Annotated in this window: 18 protein-coding genes; 11 read left to right on the forward strand and 7 right to left on the reverse strand. The window is 30.3% G+C overall.

The features are described 5' to 3' along the window. The first annotated feature begins 32 nt into the window (after positions 1-32). From FVE77_RS07535 to FVE77_RS07575, 9 genes are all read left to right on the forward strand, one after another. On the forward strand, positions 33-1367 hold the full coding sequence (locus FVE77_RS07535) for an anthranilate synthase component I family protein (RefSeq protein ID WP_026746100.1): 1335 nt from the start codon (positions 33-35) through the stop codon (positions 1365-1367). Next, positions 1368-3014: an anthranilate phosphoribosyltransferase gene (trpD, locus tag FVE77_RS07540; RefSeq protein ID WP_026746099.1), complete on the forward strand. Its 1647-nt coding sequence runs from the start codon at positions 1368-1370 to the stop codon at positions 3012-3014. A 123-nt stretch (positions 3015-3137) separates the two neighbouring features. After that, a complete protein-coding gene (locus FVE77_RS07545) occupies positions 3138-4349 on the forward strand; it encodes an ATP-binding protein (RefSeq protein ID WP_026746098.1) in 1212 nt (403 codons plus the stop codon). Between the two features lie 30 nt (positions 4350-4379). Next, positions 4380-4775: a hypothetical protein gene (locus tag FVE77_RS12670; RefSeq protein ID WP_232052897.1), complete on the forward strand. Its 396-nt coding sequence runs from the start codon at positions 4380-4382 to the stop codon at positions 4773-4775. A 17-nt stretch (positions 4776-4792) separates the two neighbouring features. Then, positions 4793-5518, forward strand: coding sequence for an indole-3-glycerol phosphate synthase TrpC (locus FVE77_RS07555; RefSeq protein ID WP_026746097.1), 726 nt, complete (start codon positions 4793-4795; stop codon positions 5516-5518). 16 nt (positions 5519-5534) lie between these two features. Continuing rightward, a complete protein-coding gene (locus FVE77_RS07560; protein ID WP_081690308.1) occupies positions 5535-6260 on the forward strand; it encodes a phosphoribosylanthranilate isomerase in 726 nt (241 codons plus the stop codon). A 34-nt stretch (positions 6261-6294) separates the two neighbouring features. Next, positions 6295-7542 (forward strand): tryptophan synthase subunit beta, encoded by a 1248-nt coding sequence (gene trpB, locus FVE77_RS07565; protein WP_026746095.1) that lies wholly within the window; start codon positions 6295-6297, stop codon positions 7540-7542. Further along, on the forward strand, positions 7535-8308 hold the full coding sequence (trpA, locus tag FVE77_RS07570) for a tryptophan synthase subunit alpha (RefSeq protein ID WP_026746094.1): 774 nt from the start codon (positions 7535-7537) through the stop codon (positions 8306-8308). The genes trpB and trpA overlap by 8 nt, the downstream gene beginning before the upstream one ends. Before the next feature lie 605 nt (positions 8309-8913). Continuing rightward, positions 8914-10392, forward strand: coding sequence for an Lsa family ABC-F type ribosomal protection protein (locus tag FVE77_RS07575; protein WP_026746093.1), 1479 nt, complete (start codon positions 8914-8916; stop codon positions 10390-10392). A gap of 93 nt (positions 10393-10485) precedes the next feature. On the opposite strand, the gene nspC is transcribed toward FVE77_RS07575, so the two are convergent. From nspC to FVE77_RS07600, 5 genes are all read right to left on the reverse strand, one after another. Beyond that, positions 10486-11673 (reverse strand): carboxynorspermidine decarboxylase, encoded by a 1188-nt coding sequence (gene nspC / locus FVE77_RS07580; RefSeq protein ID WP_026746092.1) that lies wholly within the window; start codon positions 11671-11673, stop codon positions 10486-10488. Positions 11674-11849: 176 nt separating this feature from the next. Further along, entirely contained in the window at positions 11850-13061 is a 1212-nt protein-coding gene (locus FVE77_RS07585; RefSeq protein ID WP_026746091.1) for an ABC transporter permease, read from the reverse strand. Between the two features lie 5 nt (positions 13062-13066). Further along, entirely contained in the window at positions 13067-13759 is a 693-nt protein-coding gene (locus tag FVE77_RS07590; RefSeq protein ID WP_006803797.1) for an ABC transporter ATP-binding protein, read from the reverse strand. A 27-nt stretch (positions 13760-13786) separates the two neighbouring features. Next, positions 13787-15142 carry an efflux RND transporter periplasmic adaptor subunit gene (locus FVE77_RS07595; RefSeq protein ID WP_026746090.1) on the reverse strand — a complete coding sequence of 452 codons (1356 nt, stop codon included), beginning with the start codon at positions 15140-15142 and terminating at the stop codon, positions 13787-13789. 50 nt (positions 15143-15192) lie between these two features. Beyond that, a complete protein-coding gene (locus FVE77_RS07600) occupies positions 15193-16470 on the reverse strand; it encodes a TolC family protein (protein WP_026746089.1) in 1278 nt (425 codons plus the stop codon). Positions 16471-16850: 380 nt separating this feature from the next. Here FVE77_RS07600 and FVE77_RS07605 point away from each other — a divergent pair, with 380 nt between their 5' ends. Continuing rightward, positions 16851-18614, forward strand: a complete 1764-nt coding sequence (locus FVE77_RS07605; protein ID WP_026746088.1) for a glycoside hydrolase family 13 protein — start codon at positions 16851-16853, stop codon at positions 18612-18614. Positions 18615-18896: 282 nt separating this feature from the next. Beyond that, the gene (ytvI, locus tag FVE77_RS07610; RefSeq protein ID WP_026746087.1) at positions 18897-20033 is read left to right on the forward strand and encodes a sporulation integral membrane protein YtvI; all 1137 of its coding nucleotides are present in this window, start codon (positions 18897-18899) and stop codon (positions 20031-20033) included. 261 nt (positions 20034-20294) lie between these two features. On the opposite strand, the gene FVE77_RS07615 is transcribed toward ytvI, so the two are convergent. Further along, a complete protein-coding gene (locus FVE77_RS07615; protein ID WP_026746086.1) occupies positions 20295-21104 on the reverse strand; it encodes an OmpA family protein in 810 nt (269 codons plus the stop codon). 32 nt (positions 21105-21136) lie between these two features. Then, entirely contained in the window at positions 21137-21880 is a 744-nt protein-coding gene (locus tag FVE77_RS07620) for a basic amino acid ABC transporter substrate-binding protein (protein ID WP_006803788.1), read from the reverse strand. Positions 21881-21917: the final 37 nt, after the last annotated feature.

Here is a 21917-nt window from a genome sequence, read left to right on the forward strand (position 1 = left end):
AAAATACAATAATATAGAAAGTGAGATATTTTATGTTAACAAATAAACCTACTTATTACTACTCTATTATCAGAAAAAAATTTAGCAATTCCTATTTTGCTGAAGATGAAAGGCAAGTTATTATTGGGATTGACTGTGAATATTTCGATTCTAATGAATACAGCTATGACTCATTAAAAAAAATATACAATTCTTTTATAAAACAGAAAAAACTTTCCCCTTTTGCAGGACTTTTTGGGACATTTGCTTATGAGTCAATACATTTTTTTGAAAAAATTGGAAAAATTGAAAAAGAGCAGTTTAAATTTCCACAGTTTGTTTTTGCCAATGCAAAGGCATATTTACACTATTCAAAGACTAGTAAAGAATTTTCATTTTATGGAGATGAAGAAAAATATTTTAGTTTTTTAAATGATAAAATTTCTGAAAAATTTAATGATTCTGATTTATTTTATGATATAAAAACAGATTTTGAAGAGGAACAATTACATTATTATGGAATTATTGAAAAAGCAAAGGAATATATTAAGTCTGGAGATATTTTTCAAGTTGTACTAAGCGAGCAGTTAAAACTTACGTCAAATATGGATTCTCTTGATTTTTATGAAAAATTGTCAAAGGCAAATCCGAGTCCGTATATGTACCATTTTCCTACGAAATATGGGGACATTGTTGGTTCAAGTCCTGAAATACTGGTTGATATTTCATCGGATAATATTTATATCGCTCCTATCGCTGGAACTCGTCCCAGAGGAAAAGATGCCAACGAAGACGCATTTTTAGCAAACGACTTATTAAATGATGAAAAGGAATGTGCTGAACATAGGATGCTTGTTGACTTGGCTAGAAATGATATTGGGAAATTTTCAGAAAGTGGCTCAGTCGTTGTAAAAAATCTTATGCATATTAAGAATTATGAGCATGTAATGCACATTGTGACTGATGTTTACGGGAAAAAGCGAAAAGATGTATCGATATTTGAAGTTATTGCTCAGGCTCTTCCAGCGGGAACGCTTTCTGGATCGCCAAAAATTCGTGCTATGCAAATTATTTCAGAACTTGAGACATTTAAAAGAAACGTTTATGCTGGCGGAATTGGATTTTTAAGATTTAACGGGGATGTTCAGCTTGCGATTATTATTCGTACTGCATTTTTTGAAAATAAAAATTACGACTTAAATGAAGTTGATGAGGTTCGAAATGTATTTATTCAGGCTGGAGCAGGAATTGTGTTTGATTCTGTAAAAGAAAAGGAATATGATGAAATTTGCCATAAAAGAGCTTCTGTGCTAAATATTTTTAAAAAATTCTGTAATGAAGAAAAAAATAAAAATGATAAAAATGAAAATAGAAAGGATGTGAAATAAATGATTTTGATGATTGACAATTATGATTCGTTTGTATTTAATGTTGAGCAATATTTGAAGGAAATGACTGATGATGAAGTTATTACTGTTAGAAATGACGCAATTACAATTGATGATATAAAAAAAATAAATCCTAGCAAAATAATTTTTTCTCCAGGTCCAAAACATCCAAAGGACAGCGGAATTTGCCTAGAAATTTTAAATAATACTGATGAACTGGGGAATATTCCAATTTTAGGAATTTGTCTTGGCCATCAGGCAATTGGAATGAATTTTGGCGGGGAAATAAAAAGGCTTGAAAATCCATTACATGGTAAAACTTCAGAAATTACAGTTTTATCCGAGAATTCTGTATTATTTAAAAACTTGCCAAAAAAATTTAAAGTTATGAGATATCATTCGCTTTATGTTGACAATATTCCAGAAGATCTTGAAGTTACGGCAAAGTCTGAGGATGGGGTTGCGATGGCTGTGGAACACAAAAGTAAAAATATTTTTGGAATACAGTTCCATCCAGAATCAATTTTTACTGAATATGGAAAAAATATGATACGAAACTTCTTGAATATTGAAGTTTCAGAAACTTTGCAAAATGATGAAAATTCTAAAAATACTAACGAGAAAGGAAACTTTATAGATATGAATAAATATTTAAAAAAATTACAGGAAAATATTGCATTGACAGATACTGATTTTCGTCAAATCTGTAAAATTATTGACAGTAAAAATTATGACATTGTACAGCTTGGAGCTTTGCTTGTACTAATTTCGGAAAAAAGCCTTTATCCTGAATCGCTTACAGCATTTGTAAAAAATATTCTGGAATACAGCACAACCTTTGAAGATGATTCTGATATGATTGATGTTTGCGGGACTGGTGGCGATGGATTCAAGACAATAAATATTTCTACGGCAGTTGCATTTATTATAGGAGCAATGGGGGTAAATGTGGCAAAACATGGGAACCGAGCAATCTCGAGTAAAAGCGGAAGCAGTGATGTGCTTGACAAACTAGGAGTACCGCTTGAAAATTCGCTTGCAAATCAAATTGAAAAACTGCACGTAAAAAACCTTGCTTTCTTTCATGCCCCATTCTTCCACAAATTAGTTGGAGAAGTGCGAGAAGTTAGAAGCCGTCTTGGAATCAGAACCGTATTTAATATTTTAGGTCCACTGCTTCATCCAAACACAAAATTAAAATACCAATTGGTTGGACTTTACCACGAGCCTGTACACAGATTATACGCTGAAACATTACAATTACTGGGAAGAAAACATGCATTAGCTGTTCGTGGAAATGATGGGCTTGATGAAATAACAATTTGTGATGACACTAAAATTATTGAAGTAAAAGGTGAACAAATTCTCGAATATACAGTATCTCCTGAAAGTTTTAGCTTTAAGCGGGCTTTCCATTCTGAAATTGAAGGCGGAACTCCAGAGGAAAATGCTGAAATTTTGGTAAAAATCTTAAAAGGTGAAGAAAAATCAGCAAAATTTGATATTGTCGTATTAAATGCAATGTTCGCACTTTATACTGCTGATGTAGTAGATCACCCTGCGAAAGCAAAGGATATGGTTTTGGAGGTGATTGAGAGTGGGAAGGTTTATGAGTTTTATAAAGATTATGTGAAAATCACAAAATAATTTTTTGGATATAATTGATAAAATTACTAATTTATATTTTTTATAGATTATAACTGATAAAAATTTAAAAAATATCTTTTTTATTAGTTGTAAGTATGATAAAATATTTATAGAGGTGATTTTATGATAGAAAGAAAAATTTATTTTGAAAAAATTAAACCCTTTATAGATAAAGATATTATTAAAGTTTTGACAGGAATTAGGAGAAGCGGTAAATCTGTAATGTTAAAATTGATTATGAAAGAATTGAAAAAAAACGGTGTTGACGAAAATCAATTTATTTATATCAATTTTGAAAATTTAAGAAATAGACATCTTTGCTATGCGGATACATTGAATGAATATATATTGGAAAAAACAGAAAATATTCAAGAGAAATTCTATTTATTTTTGGATGAAATTCAGGAAGTAAAAGAATGGGAAAAGTGTATAAATTCATTAAGAACAGAAGATAAGCAATTTGATATTTATATAACAGGTTCCAACGCTAAACTATTATCGGGAGAACTTGCAACTTACCTTGCAGGAAGATACGTTGAAATTGAAATTTACCCTTTTTCATTTAAAGAGTTTTGCTCAATATACCAAAATATAAATAAAAATATTTCAAAAGAAGAAATGTTTGAAAAGTATGTCAAACTAGGTGGGATGCCATTTTTACATAATTTGAATTATGAAGTGGAATCAAGCATGCAATATTTAAAAGATATATATTCATCAATAATATTAAAAGATATTACTCAAAGAAACAATATAAGAAATACTGAATTATTAGAGCGAATCATCAATTACATTGTAATGAACATTGGGAATACATTTTCTGCAAATTCAATTTCAAAATATTTTAAAAGCGAAAATAGAAAAGTTGCAGTAGATACTGTGCTAAATTACATAAAAGCCTGTGAAAACGCATTTTTGATTCACAAAGTCCCTCGTTACGAAATACAAGGTAAAGAAGTTCTAAATGTGAGTGAAAAATATTATATTGCAGACCATGGAATAAGAGAAGCAATTTTAGAAACAAACGAAAGAGATATAAATCAAATTTTTGAAAATATTGTATACATGGAATTATTGCGAAAAGGCTATAACATAAAAATCGGAAAATTGAATAATTTAGAAATAGATTTTGTCTGTACAAAAACAAATAATGAAAAAATTTATATTCAGGTAGCATATTTGCTTGCCTCTGAAGACACTATAAAAAGGGAATTTTTACCATTTGAAAAAATTAATGATAATTATCCCAAATATGTAATTTCTATGGACAGGTTTGATATGTCAAGAAACGGTATAAAACATTTAAATATTATTGATTTTTTATTGAAAGACTAAAAAAATTAAAAATATTTATAAATTAAAATTTTGGGAAAGAATGGTGCAAATATGATAAAAACTTTATATAAAGAAAAATGTTTGAGGTATTTCATAATCCCAGAAATAATGCTATTATTTATATTTTTCTTCAAATTTTCAATACTAGTATATATAATACTACCTCTTTATGTTATTGAGAGTATATTTGATAATATTTTTTTCAATATTCCATTAATTTGGTTATTATTTAAAATAACAACTATGTATTTTTGCTCTATAAAGTTTAAAAAAATAAATAAAATTGAAGATGAAGAAAAAAAGAAAAAATACAAAATTAGGTTAAAAATAATAATTTTTTTAGTAAATATAGTAATTTTCGTTATTTTCACAATACTCTCTACTAATTTAATAAATCAAATTGTTAATACAATATTAAGCTTTTAAACTACGAAAGGAGAAATATGGATATTTTAGAAAAAATAAAAATTAAAAGAGATATACAGCTTGAAGAAGAATTAAAGTCTTTTAAGCAACCATCTTTAAAAAAGGCACTTAATCAAAAAGGAATTCAGATTATTGGGGAAATTAAGAGAGCTTCTCCATCGAAGGGAAAAATTGCAAAAGATGATTTTGATTTGTTAAAACAGGCACAAAGTTATGTGGATAAAGGAGTTTCAGCTTTTTCGATATTGACGGAAAAGGAATATTTTAAAGGGGAGAATGATTTTATAAAAGTTGTAAGGGAAAAATTTCCAGAAATGCCGATTTTGAGGAAAGATTTTATTTATACTCCGTTTCAAGTGGCTCATACTAAATTTTTGGGGGCTTCAGCGATTTTACTGATTGTGAGAATGCTGGATGATAAGACACTTTTAGAACTTCATAAGCTGGCACAGGATTTGGAAATGGATGTTCTGGTGGAAACTCATGATGAAGAGGAAATAAGAAGAGCTTTGAAGATTCCGAATTTGGAGATTTTGGGGATAAATAACCGAAATTTGAATACTTTTGAAGTTGATATTAGAACTACGGAAAAACTGATAAATGAAATTCCAAGCGATGTTTTAAAAAATTTGACTATTGTAAGTGAAAGTGGATTTTTGTCAAAAGAGGATGTGGAGTATGCAGAAAAATTGAACGTGGATGGACTGTTAATTGGGGAGGCACTTATGAAAGGGCTTCTTTAGAAAGAAAAATAAATTTATGGAAGGAAAAAAATTGGAGAAAAAAGAAAATAATGTGGCAACTGATGATTTTACAGAAAATACTACTAAATTAAAAGTTTGTGGAATTAGAAGCATTACTGAAATTAATGAATTGAAAACTTTGGATATTGACTATTTCGGATGTATTTTTGCAGAAAGTCAAAGGCAAGTGGATAATGAACTTGCAGCTAAAATTACACGGATTGCGCATAGGCATGGGAAAAAAACTGTTGGGGTATTTGTAAATGCGATGATTGAGAATGTTGTAAAAATTGTTGAAGAAACAGATATCGATGTCATTCAGCTGCATGGAGATGAGTCAGTGGAATATTGCATGGAACTTACTCAAAAATTAGAAAAATTGTACGAAAAAAATTGTTTTAGAAAACGTAAAAACTTCCCTGCTAAAACGAAGCTTTGGAAAGTTTTTGGCGTGACTGATGAACTTCCGAATATTGCTGACTACAAGCTATATATTGAATACCCTCTATTTGACGCAAAAGGAGAAAATCGTGGGGGAAATGGAATTGTCTTTGATTGGAGTATTTTAAAAAAATTAGATAAGTATTCATTTGTACTGGCTGGAGGGCTTTCGATTGAGAATATTCAAAAAGCGCTTGAGTATAAGCCTGCCATTTTGGATATAAACAGCAAAGTTGAAGTTAACAATAGAAAAAGTAAGGAATTAGTTGAAAATGTTGTGAATTTGGTAAAAAAGAAATAATAATTTAAAAAGATTGATATGAAAGGAAAAAAATATGGAAAATAAACATTTTAATGAAAAGGCATATTTTGGGCAATTTGGTGGACAATTTGTACCTGAAACTGCGATGTTTGCTCTATCGGAACTGGAAACTGAATATGAAAAACTAAAGAATGACAAGGAATTTTTTCAAGAATTTGATAATTTGCTAAAAAATTATGTTGGACGTGAAACTCCGCTCTATTATGCCAAAAATTTGAGTGAACATTATAACCACGATATTTACTTGAAAAGAGAAGACTTGAACCATACTGGCGCTCATAAAATTAATAATGCGCTTGGGCAAGTTTTACTTGCTAAAAAAATGGGAAAGAAAAAAGTTATTGCTGAAACCGGGGCTGGACAGCACGGAGTTGCTACTGCTACTGCGGCCGCTCTATTAGGTTTGGAGTGTGACGTTTACATGGGAGCTGTTGACATTGAACGGCAAAAATTAAATGTTTTTAGAATGGAACTTTTAGGTGCGAGAGTTATTTCTATTGAAGATGGGCTTAAAACCTTGAAGGAAGCGACAACTGCGGCTATTCAGTCTTGGGTTGCAGAGATAGAAACTGTGTTTTATGTAATCGGATCTGTTGTAGGGCCTCATCCCTATCCGACTATCGTGCGTGATTTTCAGTCAATTATCGGTTACGAAGCAAAAGCACAGCTGGAGGAACTTGGAAAGCATGCTGATCACGTAATTGCCTGTGTTGGTGGCGGAAGTAATGCTATTGGTATTTTTAGTGCATTTTTGGAAGACAGCTCGACAAAACTTTATGGAGTCGAAGCTGGAGGATACGGAATTGACACAGATATGCACGCTGCCACATTGACACTTGGAAAACCTGGAATTATCCACGGAATGAAAACTTATGTTCTTCAAAACAAATACGGACAAATAAGTCCAGTTCACTCAATTTCCGCTGGACTTGACTATCCAGGAGTAGGTCCTGAACATTCACATCTATTTGATACAAAAAGGGCAACTTACACACCAATTACTGATGATGAGGCAATGAAGGCGCTAATGCTTGTTACAAGAAAAGAAGGTATTATTCCAGCAATTGAGAGTTCCCATGCGTTAGCCTATCTTGAAAAGTTATGTCCTGCACTTTCTAAAGACAAAAGAGAAACTATCGTTGTAAATGTGTCTGGACGCGGAGATAAGGATATGCACACTGTTTTTTCTGTGTTAAAAGATAAGGAAACTGGCGGAAAAAATGGAATTTATGAGTTAAATGGAGGTTTAGAAAATGAGTGAAAAAAAATTAGATAAGAAAATTATTGATATTTTTAGGGAAAAAGAAAAAGTAAACATTGGTTATATTGTCGCAGGCTATCCAAGTGTTGATTTTACAAAACAATTTTTACAAAATTTGGATAATACAGCTCTTGATATGCTTGAAATCGGAATTCCCTACTCCGACCCTCTAGCCGATGGAAAATTAATTTCACACGCTTCATTTCTTGCTTCTGAAGCTGGAGTTACCACCGACACTGTATTTGATTTACTAACAGAAACAAAAAATGATATTTCAAAACCTTTAATTTTCTTAATTTATTACAATTTAGTATTTGCTTATGGAATTGACGAATTTATCAAAAAATGCTGCGAAGCTAACATTAAAGGTATAATCATTCCAGACTTGCCTTACGAGGAAGCCTTTGAAATGTCGGAAAAACTAAGAGAAAACAATATCGCTCTTATCCCTCTTGTAAGCGTTACTTCTGGAAACAGAATGAAAAAAATCATCTCTCAAGGTGACGGCTTCATTTATGCAATCGGTTCTCTTGGAGTTACAGGTTCAAAACAAGTTGATTTACCACGTTTAGAATCTTTTATTAATGAAATTAGAGAAGTTTCAGACTTGCCAGTTTCATTAGGTTTTGGAATAAAAAATAACGATAACGTGAATACGATGAGAAAATATGCGGATGGAGTGATTGTAGGAACGAGTATTGTTGAATTTTTAGAGAAAAATGATGTAAATTATTTGATTCAGAAAATTAATGAACTTTTTAAATAAGTATTTAGCGAAGATGGTCAGAAATGGCTATCTTTTTTATAACAAAAAAAAATTAAACAAATAAAATATATTAAATTTATTATAAAAAATCTTTATTTTTTTAAATTCTTAAGGTATAATTGAATAAATAATAATATTGATTAAAGGGGAAAATACGTATATAGGGCGATATCAAGATACTAGAATTGCTTTGGAGAAAAAATCCAAAGAATTTAAAAATGCTGGAAATATAAAATAAAAGCTGATTATAAAGAAATATCCTTAAATAAAAGTAATGTAAATTTTTTAAAAAACACTTTAGATATTTTTGATGAAATTTATAGTGATATTCTTAAAATTTTAAACGTAGAACAATATAAAAAATAAGGAAAGAAGGTAAAAAATAAAAGATGAAAAAGATAACAAAACAGATATTTTGAAAAGTATTTCTCCAAAAATAAAATTACTTTTTGAAGAAAATGAACAAAATACTGATTATTTAATACCTTTAGATAAAAATAACAGTGTAAAATTAGTGAAAGTGCAGGAAAAATAAAGTTTTGTAAATGCAGGAATTGAAAATGGTGTAATATCAAACAAAATCAGACTTATGAAGAGGTGATTTTATGTCGACAATTAAAGTTGAAAACCTTACATTTTCATATTATGGATATGTAAAACCTGTTTTTGAAAATGTATCATTTTCTTTTGATACTAGCTGGAAAACAGGGTTAATAGGTAGGAATGGAATTGGAAAGTCAACTCTATTTAAACTGCTTTTAAATCAGGAAACTTATCAGGGTAAAATCAGTAAAAGTACAGACTTTATTAAATTCCCGCCAAATATAACTGATACTTCAAAATCAGGTATAGAATTATTTAAAGAACTGACATCAAGTGAGGAAGAGTGGAGATTATTTAGAGAACTTAATTTGTTAAATGTAGACGAAAATCTTATTCACAGAGAATTTGAAACTCTGTCTAAGGGAGAACAGGCAAAAATCCTTTTAGCTATTTTATTTACAAACGAAAATGGATTTTTACTTATTGACGAACCAACGAATCATTTAGATATGGATGGGAGAAAAATTGTAAGCAAATATCTGAAAAATAAAAAGGGATTTTTACTTATATCCCATGATAGAGATTTTTTAGATGGATGTATCAATCATATTATTTCTATTAACAGAAATACTATTGATGTTCAATCGGGAAATTTTACATCATGGTATGAAAATAAAATGATCAAAGATCAGTTTGAAATTAGTCAAAACGAGAGATTAAAAAAGGATATTAAGCGATTAAAGAAAGCTGCAAAACAAAGTAAAATCTGGTCAGATAAAATTGAAAATACAAAAAATGGAGTAAAAGTATCCGGTGTAAAACCAGACAAAGGGCATATCGGTCATCAGTCTGCTAAGATGATGAAAAAATCAAAGAATTTGGAAAACAGATACAGCAAGGCCATAAAAGAAAAACAAAACTTATTAAAAGATATTGAGGTAAAGGAAAATTTGCTGCTACATTCGTTGCATCATCACAAAGAAACTCTAATATCAGTTAATAATTTATCATTATATTATGGAGAAAAACAGATATTAAGTGGTGTAAATTTCGAGATAAAACAAGGCGACATAGCAGCCATATATGGTTGCAATGGCTGTGGAAAATCAACACTAATTAAAATTTTACTAGGGATCAATCATAATTACACGGGAGAAGTAAAATTAGCAAGTAATTTAAAACTATCATATATACCTCAAGATACTTCTGATTTAATAGGAAATTTAAATGAGTATATTCAAAAACAAGATATTGATGAAACTTTGTTTAAAACAATTCTTAGAAAATTAGATTTTTCAATAGAATTATTTGAAATGGACATGAAAAATTATAGTAATGGACAAAAAAAGAAAGTATTGATTGCTGCAAGTTTGTCAAAACCAGCTCATTTGTTTATTTGGGATGAGCCAATTAATTATATAGATGTAATATCAAGAATACAGATTGAGGAGATTATAAAAAAGTCAACTTTAACTTTAATATTGGTAGAACACGATAAGAGATTTGTTGAAGATGTAGCTAATAAAATAATACAATTGTAGATGAAATGAATAATTAGCAACTAGAAAAAAACTAACACAAGAAGAGGTTGTCTTGTATTACCTTATGAGACAACCCCATTTTTTTATTTCAAATTATGACAATCTATTTCTAAAGTCTTCGTATTCAAATTTTCTAATAACCTCAACTCCACCTTTTTCTGTATAAACTGCAATCACAGGCAAATTTATCCCATTGAAAGTATTCGTCTTAACCATGCTGTAATGTGCCATATCAGTAAAAATAAGCTTATCTCCCACTTTTACAGGTTCATCAAAGGAATAATCTCCAATTACATCTCCAGCAAGGCAAGTAGGCCCTCCTAATCTATAAGTGTATTTCTTTTCATTTGGCATTCCTGAGCCGAAAATAAATGGACGGTATGGCATTTCGATTACATCAGGCATATGGCACGAAGCCGAAGTATCCATTAATAAAATATCCATCTCATTTTTTGTAATATCTAAAACTTCTGAAACTAAAAATCCTGTATTCAAGGCAACAGCTTCTCCTGGTTCTAAATACACTTCCACATCATATTTTTCTTTTATGTAATTTATGCATTTTACAAGTTTTTCAATATCATAATCTTCTCTTGTAATGTGATGTCCCCCACCAAAATTAAGCCATTTCATATTATGCAAATATTTTCCAAATTTTTCTTCAAAAATTCTTAATACATTTTCAAGGGCATCCGAATTTTGTTCACAAAGTGCGTGAAAATGAAATCCATCCAAACCTTCAAGCTCATTTTCCTTAAAATTTTCAAGTGTTACTCCAAATCTCGAAAATCTTCCCGCTGGATTATAAATCTCTGTTTCAACTTCTGAAAATTCTGGATTTAATCTAAGTCCACAGCTAATTTTTTTGCCACTTTTTTTTTCAAATTCCCTTACTCTACTTTTAAATTTTTTCCATTGATTAAAAGAGTTAAAAACAATATGATTTGTTATCTCCATTATTTCATCAAACTCATCTTCCCTGTAAGACGGATTAAAAATATGAGTTTCCAATTTTTTGTTAGGATTTTTTAACTCCATTTCCTCATACCCAAGTCTTGCTTCAAATAGCGAGCTTGCAGTCGTTCCATTTAAATATTCACTAATTAATGGATAGAAATAGAACATCGAAAATCCCTTTTGTGCAAGCAATATTTTACATCCTGTTCTATCAATTACACTTTTTAATGTTTCAAGATTTCTTTTTAGCAGCCTTTCATCAACTATAAAGGCTGGTGTTGGCAAGTTTGTTATATCCATATCCAAATATTTGTTTTTTGACATTTTTTATCATCTCCTTTTATACTTTACACTTCTCTTATCAATATTATAATTCAAATGTATCTAAAATTTATTCCTTATTATATCACACTTTTCTCAAAATCTATAAAAAAAGATTATCCTAAATTTAATTTTTTAAGATAATCAATTTTTATTTTTATTTTTATTTAAACATAATTCTAATCTGTTCTCAGTGCTTCCATTGGCTCCAATGCCGCTGCTTTTTTCGCTGGATAAACTCCAAAAACTAATCCTATCATTGTAGAAACAAATATACACACAAACACTATAACTGGACTTAAAATTGGCGAAGTTTGTATAAACATTCCAACCAAAAGTGCTAGCGAATACCCAATTACAACTCCAATTATACCTCCAAAAAATGTTAAAATAACAGCTTCAATCAAGAATTGTATAAGAATGTGTATTGTTTTGGCTCCAATCGCCTTTCTAAGTCCAACCTCCCTTATTCTCTCGGTAACACTTACAAGCATTATATTCATAACTCCGATTCCACCTACAAATAACGAAATTGCAGCAACTCCACTTATGAAAAGTGAAAGCATGTTAAGAATGTTATTAAATTCATCCAAGCCTTGACTTGTTGAATTTACATTATAAACATTAGGCTCACTTCCTCTTGTCTTCATTTTTTCTTTTACAATTTCCATTATTCTAGCCATTTCATTGGCATCAGTAGTTTTTACCTGCAAAGCTGTATATTTATTCTGCTCATTTCCTTCTAAATGATTTAAGTAATTATTTGGCAGAAGTCCCATTGCAGGCATCTGATCTCCACCTCCTAGACTTGCATACGGATTTTTAAACACTCCAACGATTGTCACTATCTGACTATTTTTTCTAAAATTTAAAGTCAATTTCTTTCCTATAGGATTTTCGCCAGGAAATAACTGATCTGAGGTTGTATTGTCAATTATTACGTATTTTCCATCTTTTCTATATTCATTTGGTAAAAATTTTCGTCCTTTTATTATTGTGTAATTTGAAATCTTAAAATAATCTTCTGTTACTCCAGTTCCAGTAAACATCTTATCTGATCCATCATTTGAAGATAATCTTGCAAAAGTGCTGGAAGTAGGAGTAACTGCTTCGACACCTTCTATACTCTTTAATTCCTTAATATCTTTTTGGGTAAGTAAATCCTGTGATTTATAAGTCTGTCCTGGAGAAGTGTCAATTGATATTTCAAAGTTTGATACTCCTAGCTTATTCAAATCTCCAGTAATATTTTCCTTAACTCCTGCTCCTAATGAAGACATCATTATAACCGAAGATATCCCTATTATTATTCCAAGCATTGTCAAGAAGGAACGTACCTTATAGCTAAATAAATTTGATACTGATAATTTTAGCAATTCCATAAAATCCATTTACACTACACTCCTCTCCGATGCTGAACAATTTCATCCTTTTCTATTATACCGTCTTTTAATCTGATAATTCTTTTACAATGCTCTGCTACATCTTCCTCGTGCGTAACCATTACTATCGTTGTTCCATTATCGTTCAGTTTTTTAAAAATTTCCAAAACCTCTTCTCCAGATTTTGAATCTAGATTTCCTGTTGGCTCATCTGCAAGAAGTATTTTAGGATTATTTATTATCGCTCTTGCTATTGCCACTCTCTGTCTTTGTCCCCCTGACATCTCATTAGGTTTATGATGAATTCTTTCACCAAGTCCCACACTTTCCAATGCTTCAGTTGCCTTTTTTAGCCTCTCAGCTTTCTTTACTCCTGCATACAAAGCTGGAAGAGCCACATTTTCAACTGCCGTCATCTTTGGAAGCAAGTTAAAAGTTTGGAATACAAACCCTATTTTTTTGTTTCTCACTTCAGCAAGTGCATCTCCTTTTATAGTTGAAACATCTTGATTATCCAATATATAAGTTCCAGAAGTAAGGCTGTCAAGACAGCCTAAAATATTCATAAGAGTAGACTTTCCGCTTCCAGAAGGTCCCATAAAGGCCACATATTCCCCTTCACTTACAGAAAGATTAAGCCCTTTCAAAACTTTTAATTCCATGCTTCCATTTTTATATATTTTTACTATATCGCTCACTTTTATCATAAAAATTTACCTCTAAAGTTTATTTTTCTATCTTGGTGGTGGTCCACCAGGTCCTCCACCTTTTCCTGTTTGTTTTTCTTCCTTAAACATTACACCATTAGGAGCTACTTTCTGTTTTGACGGATCGGTAATTTTTATTTTTTGTCCATCTTTCAATCTCTCATCCGCAACAGTGATTACTCTTTCTCCCACTGATATACCAGATTCTACAGCATAAAATGTATCATCATTCATTCCAACTTTAATTTCTCTTTTTGAAACTTTGTTACCTTTTCCTACAACAAAAGCATAATATTTACCATTTTCATTTATAACTGAACTATATGGCAGCTTTGTCACATTTTTACTTTCCTTGTAAAAAATTGTCGCTGTTATCGTAGCACCAGGCTTTAATCCCTTAGTTTCATTTATCTGAATTTTTACAGTAGTGTTACTTTCATCAAGAGACGAACTCTTTTCAGCCACTCCAGAAATTTGCGAAACAGAGCCTTCAATTTTTTCTCCATCTGGTAATGAATCCGAAGTAATTTCAACTCTTTGCCCAACTTGTATATTTTTTACCTCATTGTCTGAAAGGCTTACCTCTACCCTCATGTTTGTTGAATCTGATACTTTAAACAAAGTCGTTTCAGTATTTACACGGTAATTTTCATCTGCAGTCATTTCTGTAATAACACCATCAACTGGACTTGTTATTTCATCTTTTATAAGCGACAGATCTTCCTGTAATGTAGCCAGTTCTAATTTTGCTGTCTTTAATGATGTTCTTGCATCTTCAATGCTCGCCTTCTGCTCACTGTCAACCGTATCTAAATCCAGCCTTGAATTTCTTAGATCCTTTCTTGCATTGTCTACATTTACCCTTGTTTCCCCACCAACTTTATATAGCTCTTCTGCGTTATGCAAATCTCTTGATTTTTGTTGAATTTCTAAACTTTTCGATTCTTTTTTTCTTCTAAGTGAACCTTGAGCATCAGCTATATTTCTTTCATATTTTTGAATTTCCAAAGTTTTCATTTGTATTTTTCTCAAAGTTTCATTTTTATCAACTGGATAAAATGTCAGCACTACATCACCTTTTTTCACATTATCTCCTTTTTTAAAGAACACTTTGTTTACTCTTTGACTTGAAGTTGTAAATACTGAAACCGCATTATCTGACACAACTTGTCCATTCTTTGAAACTGATAACGAAATATCTCCCCTATCAACAGTTGTCACTTCATATTCAGGCTCAGCTTCTTTTTTTCCACATGAAACTGTAGCAAATAATATTACAGCAAATATTGTCATAAATTTATAAAAATAATTTTTATTTTTTGACTCTTTCCTCTTTGATTCAATAGTTTTAGCTATTTCAGAAAATTCTGTATTTATTTCCACAAAATCACCGCTTTCCTAATTTTTGTTTTTATTTTTTACATTAATAATCTCTATTTATAATATTTTATTTTTTTAGTAAATGCCGCAAGTTCATTTTTGGCGGTTTCATAGTCTATCACAGCTTTTTTATAGTTATTCCGCTTTTCCACGTAGTTGGAATATGTGTCAACTCCCAGCTCATACTTCTTGGCATAAATTTCATATTCTTTTTTCTTAATATTCATTGTATTTTGTGCTGTTAATTCATTTGTCTGATAGGTTGTGTAAGTTATCATCTGCTGTCCCGCATTTGACACCAGTTCATTTTTTTTCTGTTCATATTGTAATCTCAATTTATCTGCTTCATTTTTTAGATCTTCAACAGTATCATTGTATTTTTTAAAAGTTTTTGACACAGATAATCCGACAACAACAGAATGATCCTTTAAGGAATATCCAATATCTCCTGATAATTTAGGATACTTATAGTCAATATTTTCCTTTCTTAACTGTTCATTGTTCAGCTGTGAATTTAATTCTATTGTTTCAGCTTCTGATAATCTAAGAGCATAGAAATCATCTTTTTTCAGCTCAACTTTTTTCAAGTCATCAAGTTTCTCTTTTTCAGGCAAAGCAACATTGTAAACTGTAAACTGTTCCCCTAGAATCTGCAGTTCCCGTCCAAGATTTTCATATTTGAGCTGAGAATTTTCATATTCTGTTTTTGCCAGCTCATAGTCATACTGCGTCGCCGTCCCCAGCTCCAATTTTTTAGTCTGAATAGCATAATCTTTTTTAGTATCTTCTAACGTAAGTTCCTCCTGCTCAATTTCCTTCTGTTTATTTTTATAATTTTTATATAAATCAATCAAATCACGTATTTCTGAATTTTTTGCAGTTTCATTGCTAATTTTCTGTATATTTCGTGAAATTTGATTGGTTTTTTTATTATAATTAACATCACTATACCCAAAATAATCATTCAAAGTTTTAGAAATACCAATTTTATTTTCTGTAAGTTCACTGCTTCTAAAATTATATGCATTCCTATAATAAAACATCCCATACTTTACATTATTTTGCATAGTTAGACCATTTGCTACTCCGTGTAATGTATAATTATTATCCGAAGTTACACTAACTTCATTCCACTCCCCATTTTTCAAAGATTTCTCTTTTATATCAAACTTTCTCATATTTTTTTCATTAATTTTTGTCGTATACGAATTTTTTTCATACTCAGAAATCAAGTCATCCACATTAACTGCAAACCCTACTGCACTAAACGTGAATAATGCTGATAAAATCTGTATTTTTCTATTTTTAAAATTCAAAAATATCTTAACCATGTAATCTCCTTCCCTCTAGAATGAACAGCTTATTTTTATCAAGATTTATTATAACACCTATTTCATAGAATATCATTTTTTTTTGACAAATTTATGTCATTTTTTTAAATTTTTTATTTAATTAACCTTAAAATGAATCGATTATTTTTTTATATTTTTAAGTACTAAATTTGTTTAACAATGTAATTTATCAAATTCTATAGTCTTTGAGTATTTAAATTAGTGATTTTAAGATAAAATTATTAAACAAACTTAATTTTTAAAATATTGAAATATAATAAATAAAATGATATACTTTTATAAAATAAGTAAAATTTATAATTAGTTTTTAATAAAAAACAGCAACATAAATTAAATGATATAAATTGGAGGATGATTTAATGGAAAAATCAGCATTTTATCATAGGACTGAATCCGAATACGCCTATCTTTATACAGAAGATGAAATTCACATTAGACTAAGAACTAAAAAGAACGATGTTGCTCAAGTAATACTTCACTATGGAGATACAGCTCTATTTGACTTTACTCAAGATTATCAGTATCATATTTCAATGTCAATAATTACAAGCAATCTTTACCATGATTACTGGCAAGCCAGTGTAAAAGTTGATTATCGTCGGATTTCATATTTATTTGAAATATTGGGAACAGATGGGGAAAAAGTGTTTTTTGGCGATATGGGAGTTGTTGAAAATCAGCCATATCAGTACCAAGCTGGGGCAAATAGTTTTAAAATACCATATTTACATGATTCTGATAGGGTAAAAGTGCCTAAGTGGGTTCGAGAAACTGTATGGTATCAAATTTTTCCAGAGCGTTTTGCTAATGGAAATCCTGAAATTTCTCCCATAAACAGCTTGGCTTGGGATACAGATATTTCTCCTAAGCATGATGATTTTTTTGGTGGCGATTTATACGGAATACTCCAAAAACTTGACTATTTACAAGATTTAGGTATTACAGGACTTTATTTCTGTCCTATATTTGAAGCTCCAAGCAATCACAAATACGATACCGTCAATTATTTTGAGATTGATAAGCATTTTGGAGATAAAGAAACTTTTAGGAAATTAATTGAAGAAGCTCATAAACGAAATATGAAAATTATGCTGGATGCTGTTTTTAACCATATTGGAAATCATTCAGTCCAATGGCACGATGTTATAAAAAATGGAGAAAATTCCATTTACCGTGACTGGTTTTACATTCACAGTTTCCCAGTTTATACAAACACAGAAAAAATTCCAGATATTCATCATCACTTAAATTATGATACCTTTAAATTTAGTCCAAAACTTCCTAAACTCAATACTTCAAATCCTGAAGTTAGACAATACCTGCTCGATATTGCAACTTATTGGATAAAAGAATTTAATATTGATGCATGGCGACTAGATGTGGCAAATGAGGTTGAACATCAATTCTGGAAAGATTTTCATAACACAGTAACAGCTATTAAGCCAGATATTTACATACTCGGAGAAATCTGGCACAATTCACATACGTGGCTAAATGGCGATGAATTTCACGCTGTAACAAATTATCCTCTTGCTGCTAGTATAAAAAGTTATTTTCTAACCAAAACAATTTCAGCAGAAGAATTTAAGAATCAAATTAACAGCCAGCTTATGTACTATCGTCAACAAACTAATGAAGTTATGTTAAATATGCTTGATTCCCACGATACCGAGCGTATCCTCACTACAGCCAAAGAAAATCATAATGCCGTTAAATCTGCACTAGCCTTTACGTTCCTGCATTTAGGATCTCCATGTATTTATTATGGTACTGAAATCGGTATGAAAGGTGGTTCAGATCCTGATTGCCGTCGAGTTATGCCTTGGGATGAAAATAAGCAAGATACAGAAATGAAAAATTTTATTAAGAAATTGATTGCTTTAAGAAAAGACTACATAGACTGGATTATTTATGGAAAACGAAACATTGAAATCCTTGAAAATAATATTTTAAAAGTTACAATTAATTATAATAATTCTGAACTTACTATAAGCTATAATAACACAAGCAATATTATTAAATTGGAAAATACAAAAAAAATTCTTTTAAGTAATTCTAAACTTATTTCAGAAGATAGCACTATTCTTCTTGAACCTGATACCTTTGCAGTGCACTTATGTTAAACCAAACTTAAGTTTTAGATTTGTCAATTTTAAATTAAATTTTAGAAAATTCCTCTTGCATGAGAGGGTTTTATTTTATAATCTATCATATTTATTAAATTTAAAGCTAATTTACAAAACAAATTTAGACTGTTGCGAACCGTTGCGAATTGTTAATTTATATTTTTTAGTCGTTAAAATTCAACATAAATTCTATTTAAAATATAGATTTACAATTTTACCCATTTATTATATAATAATATATAAAATAAATAATTAAGCTAAGAAAAGGAGTATTTTATTATGGCAAGTTATAAAAATTTTGACTTCAAAAAATTATATTTTCTTGTATATATTGCTTTAATTCTGCTAGTGGTGTTTATAGCTTTTAAGCTAGGAATATTCTTATTTCCATTTACAATAGCATTATTTCTGTCAATATTAACACGTCCGTTTACAAGATTTTTAGAAAAAAAATTGAAATTATCAAAAAAACTTTCAACAATAATTTCAATTGTAACATTTTTAATTATATTTTTTGGAGCAATTGGATGGGGATCATTAAAGTTAATAGGTGAAATCTACAAATTATCACAAAATCTTAACAATTACAGCGAGATAGCACAAAAACTATGGTCTGACAATATGACAAAAATCGATACTTACTTAGGGAATTTCCCTTCAGGTTTTACAAGACAAGTAAATGATACTATAAACAGCTTTATTTCATCAGGTTCTGCACGGCTTGGAATATTTATAAAGGGATTGATAAATTTTATCACTTCTATTCCAACGCTGATTTTATACATTTGCATAACAATTTTAGCGACTTTTTTCATAAGTCTTGACAGAGATAAAATTGTATCTTTTTTAGAACAACAGTTGCCAAAATCTTGGCTAGATAAGGTTTTTAATATTAAAACAGACATGTTTACAGTTCTTGGCTCTTATATAAAAGCTCAGATTATCTTAATGACAATTTGTTTTTTTGAGCTTTTGATATGGTTAAACTTGTTATCATTCCTAAAATTAAACGTTCCTTATCCTTTACTAATGTCAATTATAATTTGTCTAATCGATGCTTTACCAATTTTAGGAGCAGGGACAATTTTAATCCCATGGGCTATAATTTCTTTTGCTTTAGGTGATATTAAATTAGGAATTATGCTAATAATAATCTATCTATTTGTTTTATCAGTGAGACAAATGCTGGAGCCAAAATTAGTAAGTCAAAACTTGGGAGTTCATCCATTAATCACACTGATTTCAATGTATTCAGGTTTTAAAATTTTTGGAGTAATTGGATTTTTAATAGGACCTGTTGTAATGATTATTTTAAAAAATGTATTTTCAAGAGAATTGGAAGTTGGATTTTTTAGAGATATTTTTGGTGATTCATCGGACAACAGCAAACTTGATACTGATACTAAATCTCATTAAAAAAATAGAAGTGAAATTCTATAATAGACCTGTTCGACAACTAACTATATGTGCTTATAATTTAATAAAACAAATATTCTGAAGCAAGGGGTCTTGACCCCTTGTGGAAATAAAGAAACTTAAGTTATCGAATATGTCTCTTATATGGATACTTAACAATAAAATTTAATTAAAGGATATAATGACTTTAATTTCATAAATTTTTTGATTTCTGCTGTTTAAATGGGAAATAGTATAACTAAAAAAAGAAGGACACAGTTTTTACACTTGTCCTTTTTTTACAAATCTAAATTCCACTCTTCGGTTTCCTTCTCTTCCCTCTTCCGTGTCATCAGTATTGATTGGATTGCTTTCTCCACGCCCTATCAGATCCACTACCCTGTCTTTTGAAAGCCCAAGTTCTATTAGTTTTGAACTGACTTTTTCTGCTCTTCTCAGTGATAACCGCTTATTATATGAAGATACGCCACTTTTATCAGTATACCCGATAATTGACACAAGAAAATCATTCTTTTCAATGTAATCCTTTATGTCACGCAATACAGGATAGGCTTCCTTCTTTAAATCTGTACTGTTCTTTTGAAAATTTAAATCATTTGATCTCAATGTTATAATCTCTGATTTTGATATTTGTACTTTTTGTGGATTGTTTATGGGTTTTTCCTGAATTTCAGAAACAGTCGCCGTTGTCTGCTCTGCTTCAGACTGTGCTGATGCTGCCGTTACAGGTTGATTATTTTGAACAGCTTGCGTTTTCTGCTGTGGCAGGTTAACAGCATTTTTTCCAGAAGTTTGATACGTCCCTGAAGGCTTGTTGTTAACTATTCTTGTCCCTGTTCCGTCTTGTGTCAAGGCAACGGTAATTAAATCAGGATCGTCTGCCGTTGTCATTGGTTTTTGCGGATTCGGTGTATCAAGCGTAGGAACTTCATTTGCTGTATCCTGCTGTATATCTGCCACATTCGCACGAATTATATCCTTTCTCATATCGGAAGTTGTCATTTTTTCAGAAACCGTGGGTACCGCCATTGCTACCATTGAAGAAACTGCAACTAATGTTGGCTTTTTCATGATTTATTCTTCCTCCCTTTCAGCCAGCTATTTTATTTTTGGCTTTTTTCTAAATCATATTTTTTAATTAATTCATCATATTTCCCATTTTCTCTCATTTTTTTCAGTTCAGCATTTATTTGTTTTATTAATTCAGGATTTTTACCTTTGTTTACAGCCATTGCCATTCCAATTTTAGCTGGCTTTTCATCAAAAATTTCCATTTCAGGATTTTTTTTCATATATTCTTCAGCTACTGCCTTTTCAAGAATAATTGCGTCAATTTTTCCTGCCTTTAAATCTAAAATTGTATTTACAGTGCTTTCATTTGGCACAACAGTTGCTCCATTAATAGTTTTTGCTTCCATTTCTTGAATTGTTCCTAACTGCACTCCAATTTTCTTGCCACTTAAAGTAGCTGGTGTAACTGCAGTATTGCCTTTTTTTCTCAAGTAAGTTTCTTTAGAAACGAAATAATCATCTGTAAAATCAACTGATTTTTTTCTTTCTTCAGTAGAACTCATACCAGATACAATAATATCAATTTTCCCTGCTTTTAATGCTGGTATCAGACCATCAAAGGACTGGTCTATAATTTCAACTTCATATCCAAGATTTTTCCCAATTTCATTTATCATATCCACGTCAAACCCTGTTACTTGACCATTTTCAACATATTCAAACGGAGCAAAAACTGCATTTAATCCCACTCTTAATTTTTTCTGCCCGCTATCTTTTTTTCCACACGACACAAGTCCAAAAATTACCAATGTCAATACTAAAAATACTTTTTTCATAATTTTCCTCGCTTTCTATTTTTATATTTATATTTAT

It is taken from the genome of Leptotrichia hofstadii (assembly GCF_007990525.1).
GTDB lineage: Bacteria > Fusobacteriota > Fusobacteriia > Fusobacteriales > Leptotrichiaceae > Leptotrichia > Leptotrichia hofstadii.

Coding starts and splice junctions, on each gene's coding strand:
- FVE77_RS07535 (WP_026746100.1), top strand. CDS start 33: ATGTTAACAAATAAACCTACTTATTACTACTCTATTATCAGAAAAAAA.
- trpD (WP_026746099.1), top strand. CDS start 1,368: ATGATTTTGATGATTGACAATTATGATTCGTTTGTATTTAATGTTGAG.
- FVE77_RS07545 (WP_026746098.1), top strand. CDS start 3,138: ATGATAGAAAGAAAAATTTATTTTGAAAAAATTAAACCCTTTATAGAT.
- FVE77_RS07555 (WP_026746097.1), top strand. CDS start 4,793: ATGGATATTTTAGAAAAAATAAAAATTAAAAGAGATATACAGCTTGAA.
- FVE77_RS07560 (WP_081690308.1), top strand. CDS start 5,535: ATGGAAGGAAAAAAATTGGAGAAAAAAGAAAATAATGTGGCAACTGAT.
- trpB (WP_026746095.1), top strand. CDS start 6,295: ATGGAAAATAAACATTTTAATGAAAAGGCATATTTTGGGCAATTTGGT.
- trpA (WP_026746094.1), top strand. CDS start 7,535: ATGAGTGAAAAAAAATTAGATAAGAAAATTATTGATATTTTTAGGGAA.
- FVE77_RS07575 (WP_026746093.1), top strand. CDS start 8,914: ATGTCGACAATTAAAGTTGAAAACCTTACATTTTCATATTATGGATAT.
- nspC (WP_026746092.1), bottom strand. CDS start 11,673: ATGTCAAAAAACAAATATTTGGATATGGATATAACAAACTTGCCAACA.
- FVE77_RS07585 (WP_026746091.1), bottom strand. CDS start 13,061: ATGGATTTTATGGAATTGCTAAAATTATCAGTATCAAATTTATTTAGC.
- FVE77_RS07590 (WP_006803797.1), bottom strand. CDS start 13,759: ATGATAAAAGTGAGCGATATAGTAAAAATATATAAAAATGGAAGCATG.
- FVE77_RS07600 (WP_026746089.1), bottom strand. CDS start 16,470: ATGGTTAAGATATTTTTGAATTTTAAAAATAGAAAAATACAGATTTTA.
- FVE77_RS07605 (WP_026746088.1), top strand. CDS start 16,851: ATGGAAAAATCAGCATTTTATCATAGGACTGAATCCGAATACGCCTAT.
- ytvI (WP_026746087.1), top strand. CDS start 18,897: ATGGCAAGTTATAAAAATTTTGACTTCAAAAAATTATATTTTCTTGTA.
- FVE77_RS07615 (WP_026746086.1), bottom strand. CDS start 21,104: ATGAAAAAGCCAACATTAGTTGCAGTTTCTTCAATGGTAGCAATGGCG.
- FVE77_RS07620 (WP_006803788.1), bottom strand. CDS start 21,880: ATGAAAAAAGTATTTTTAGTATTGACATTGGTAATTTTTGGACTTGTG.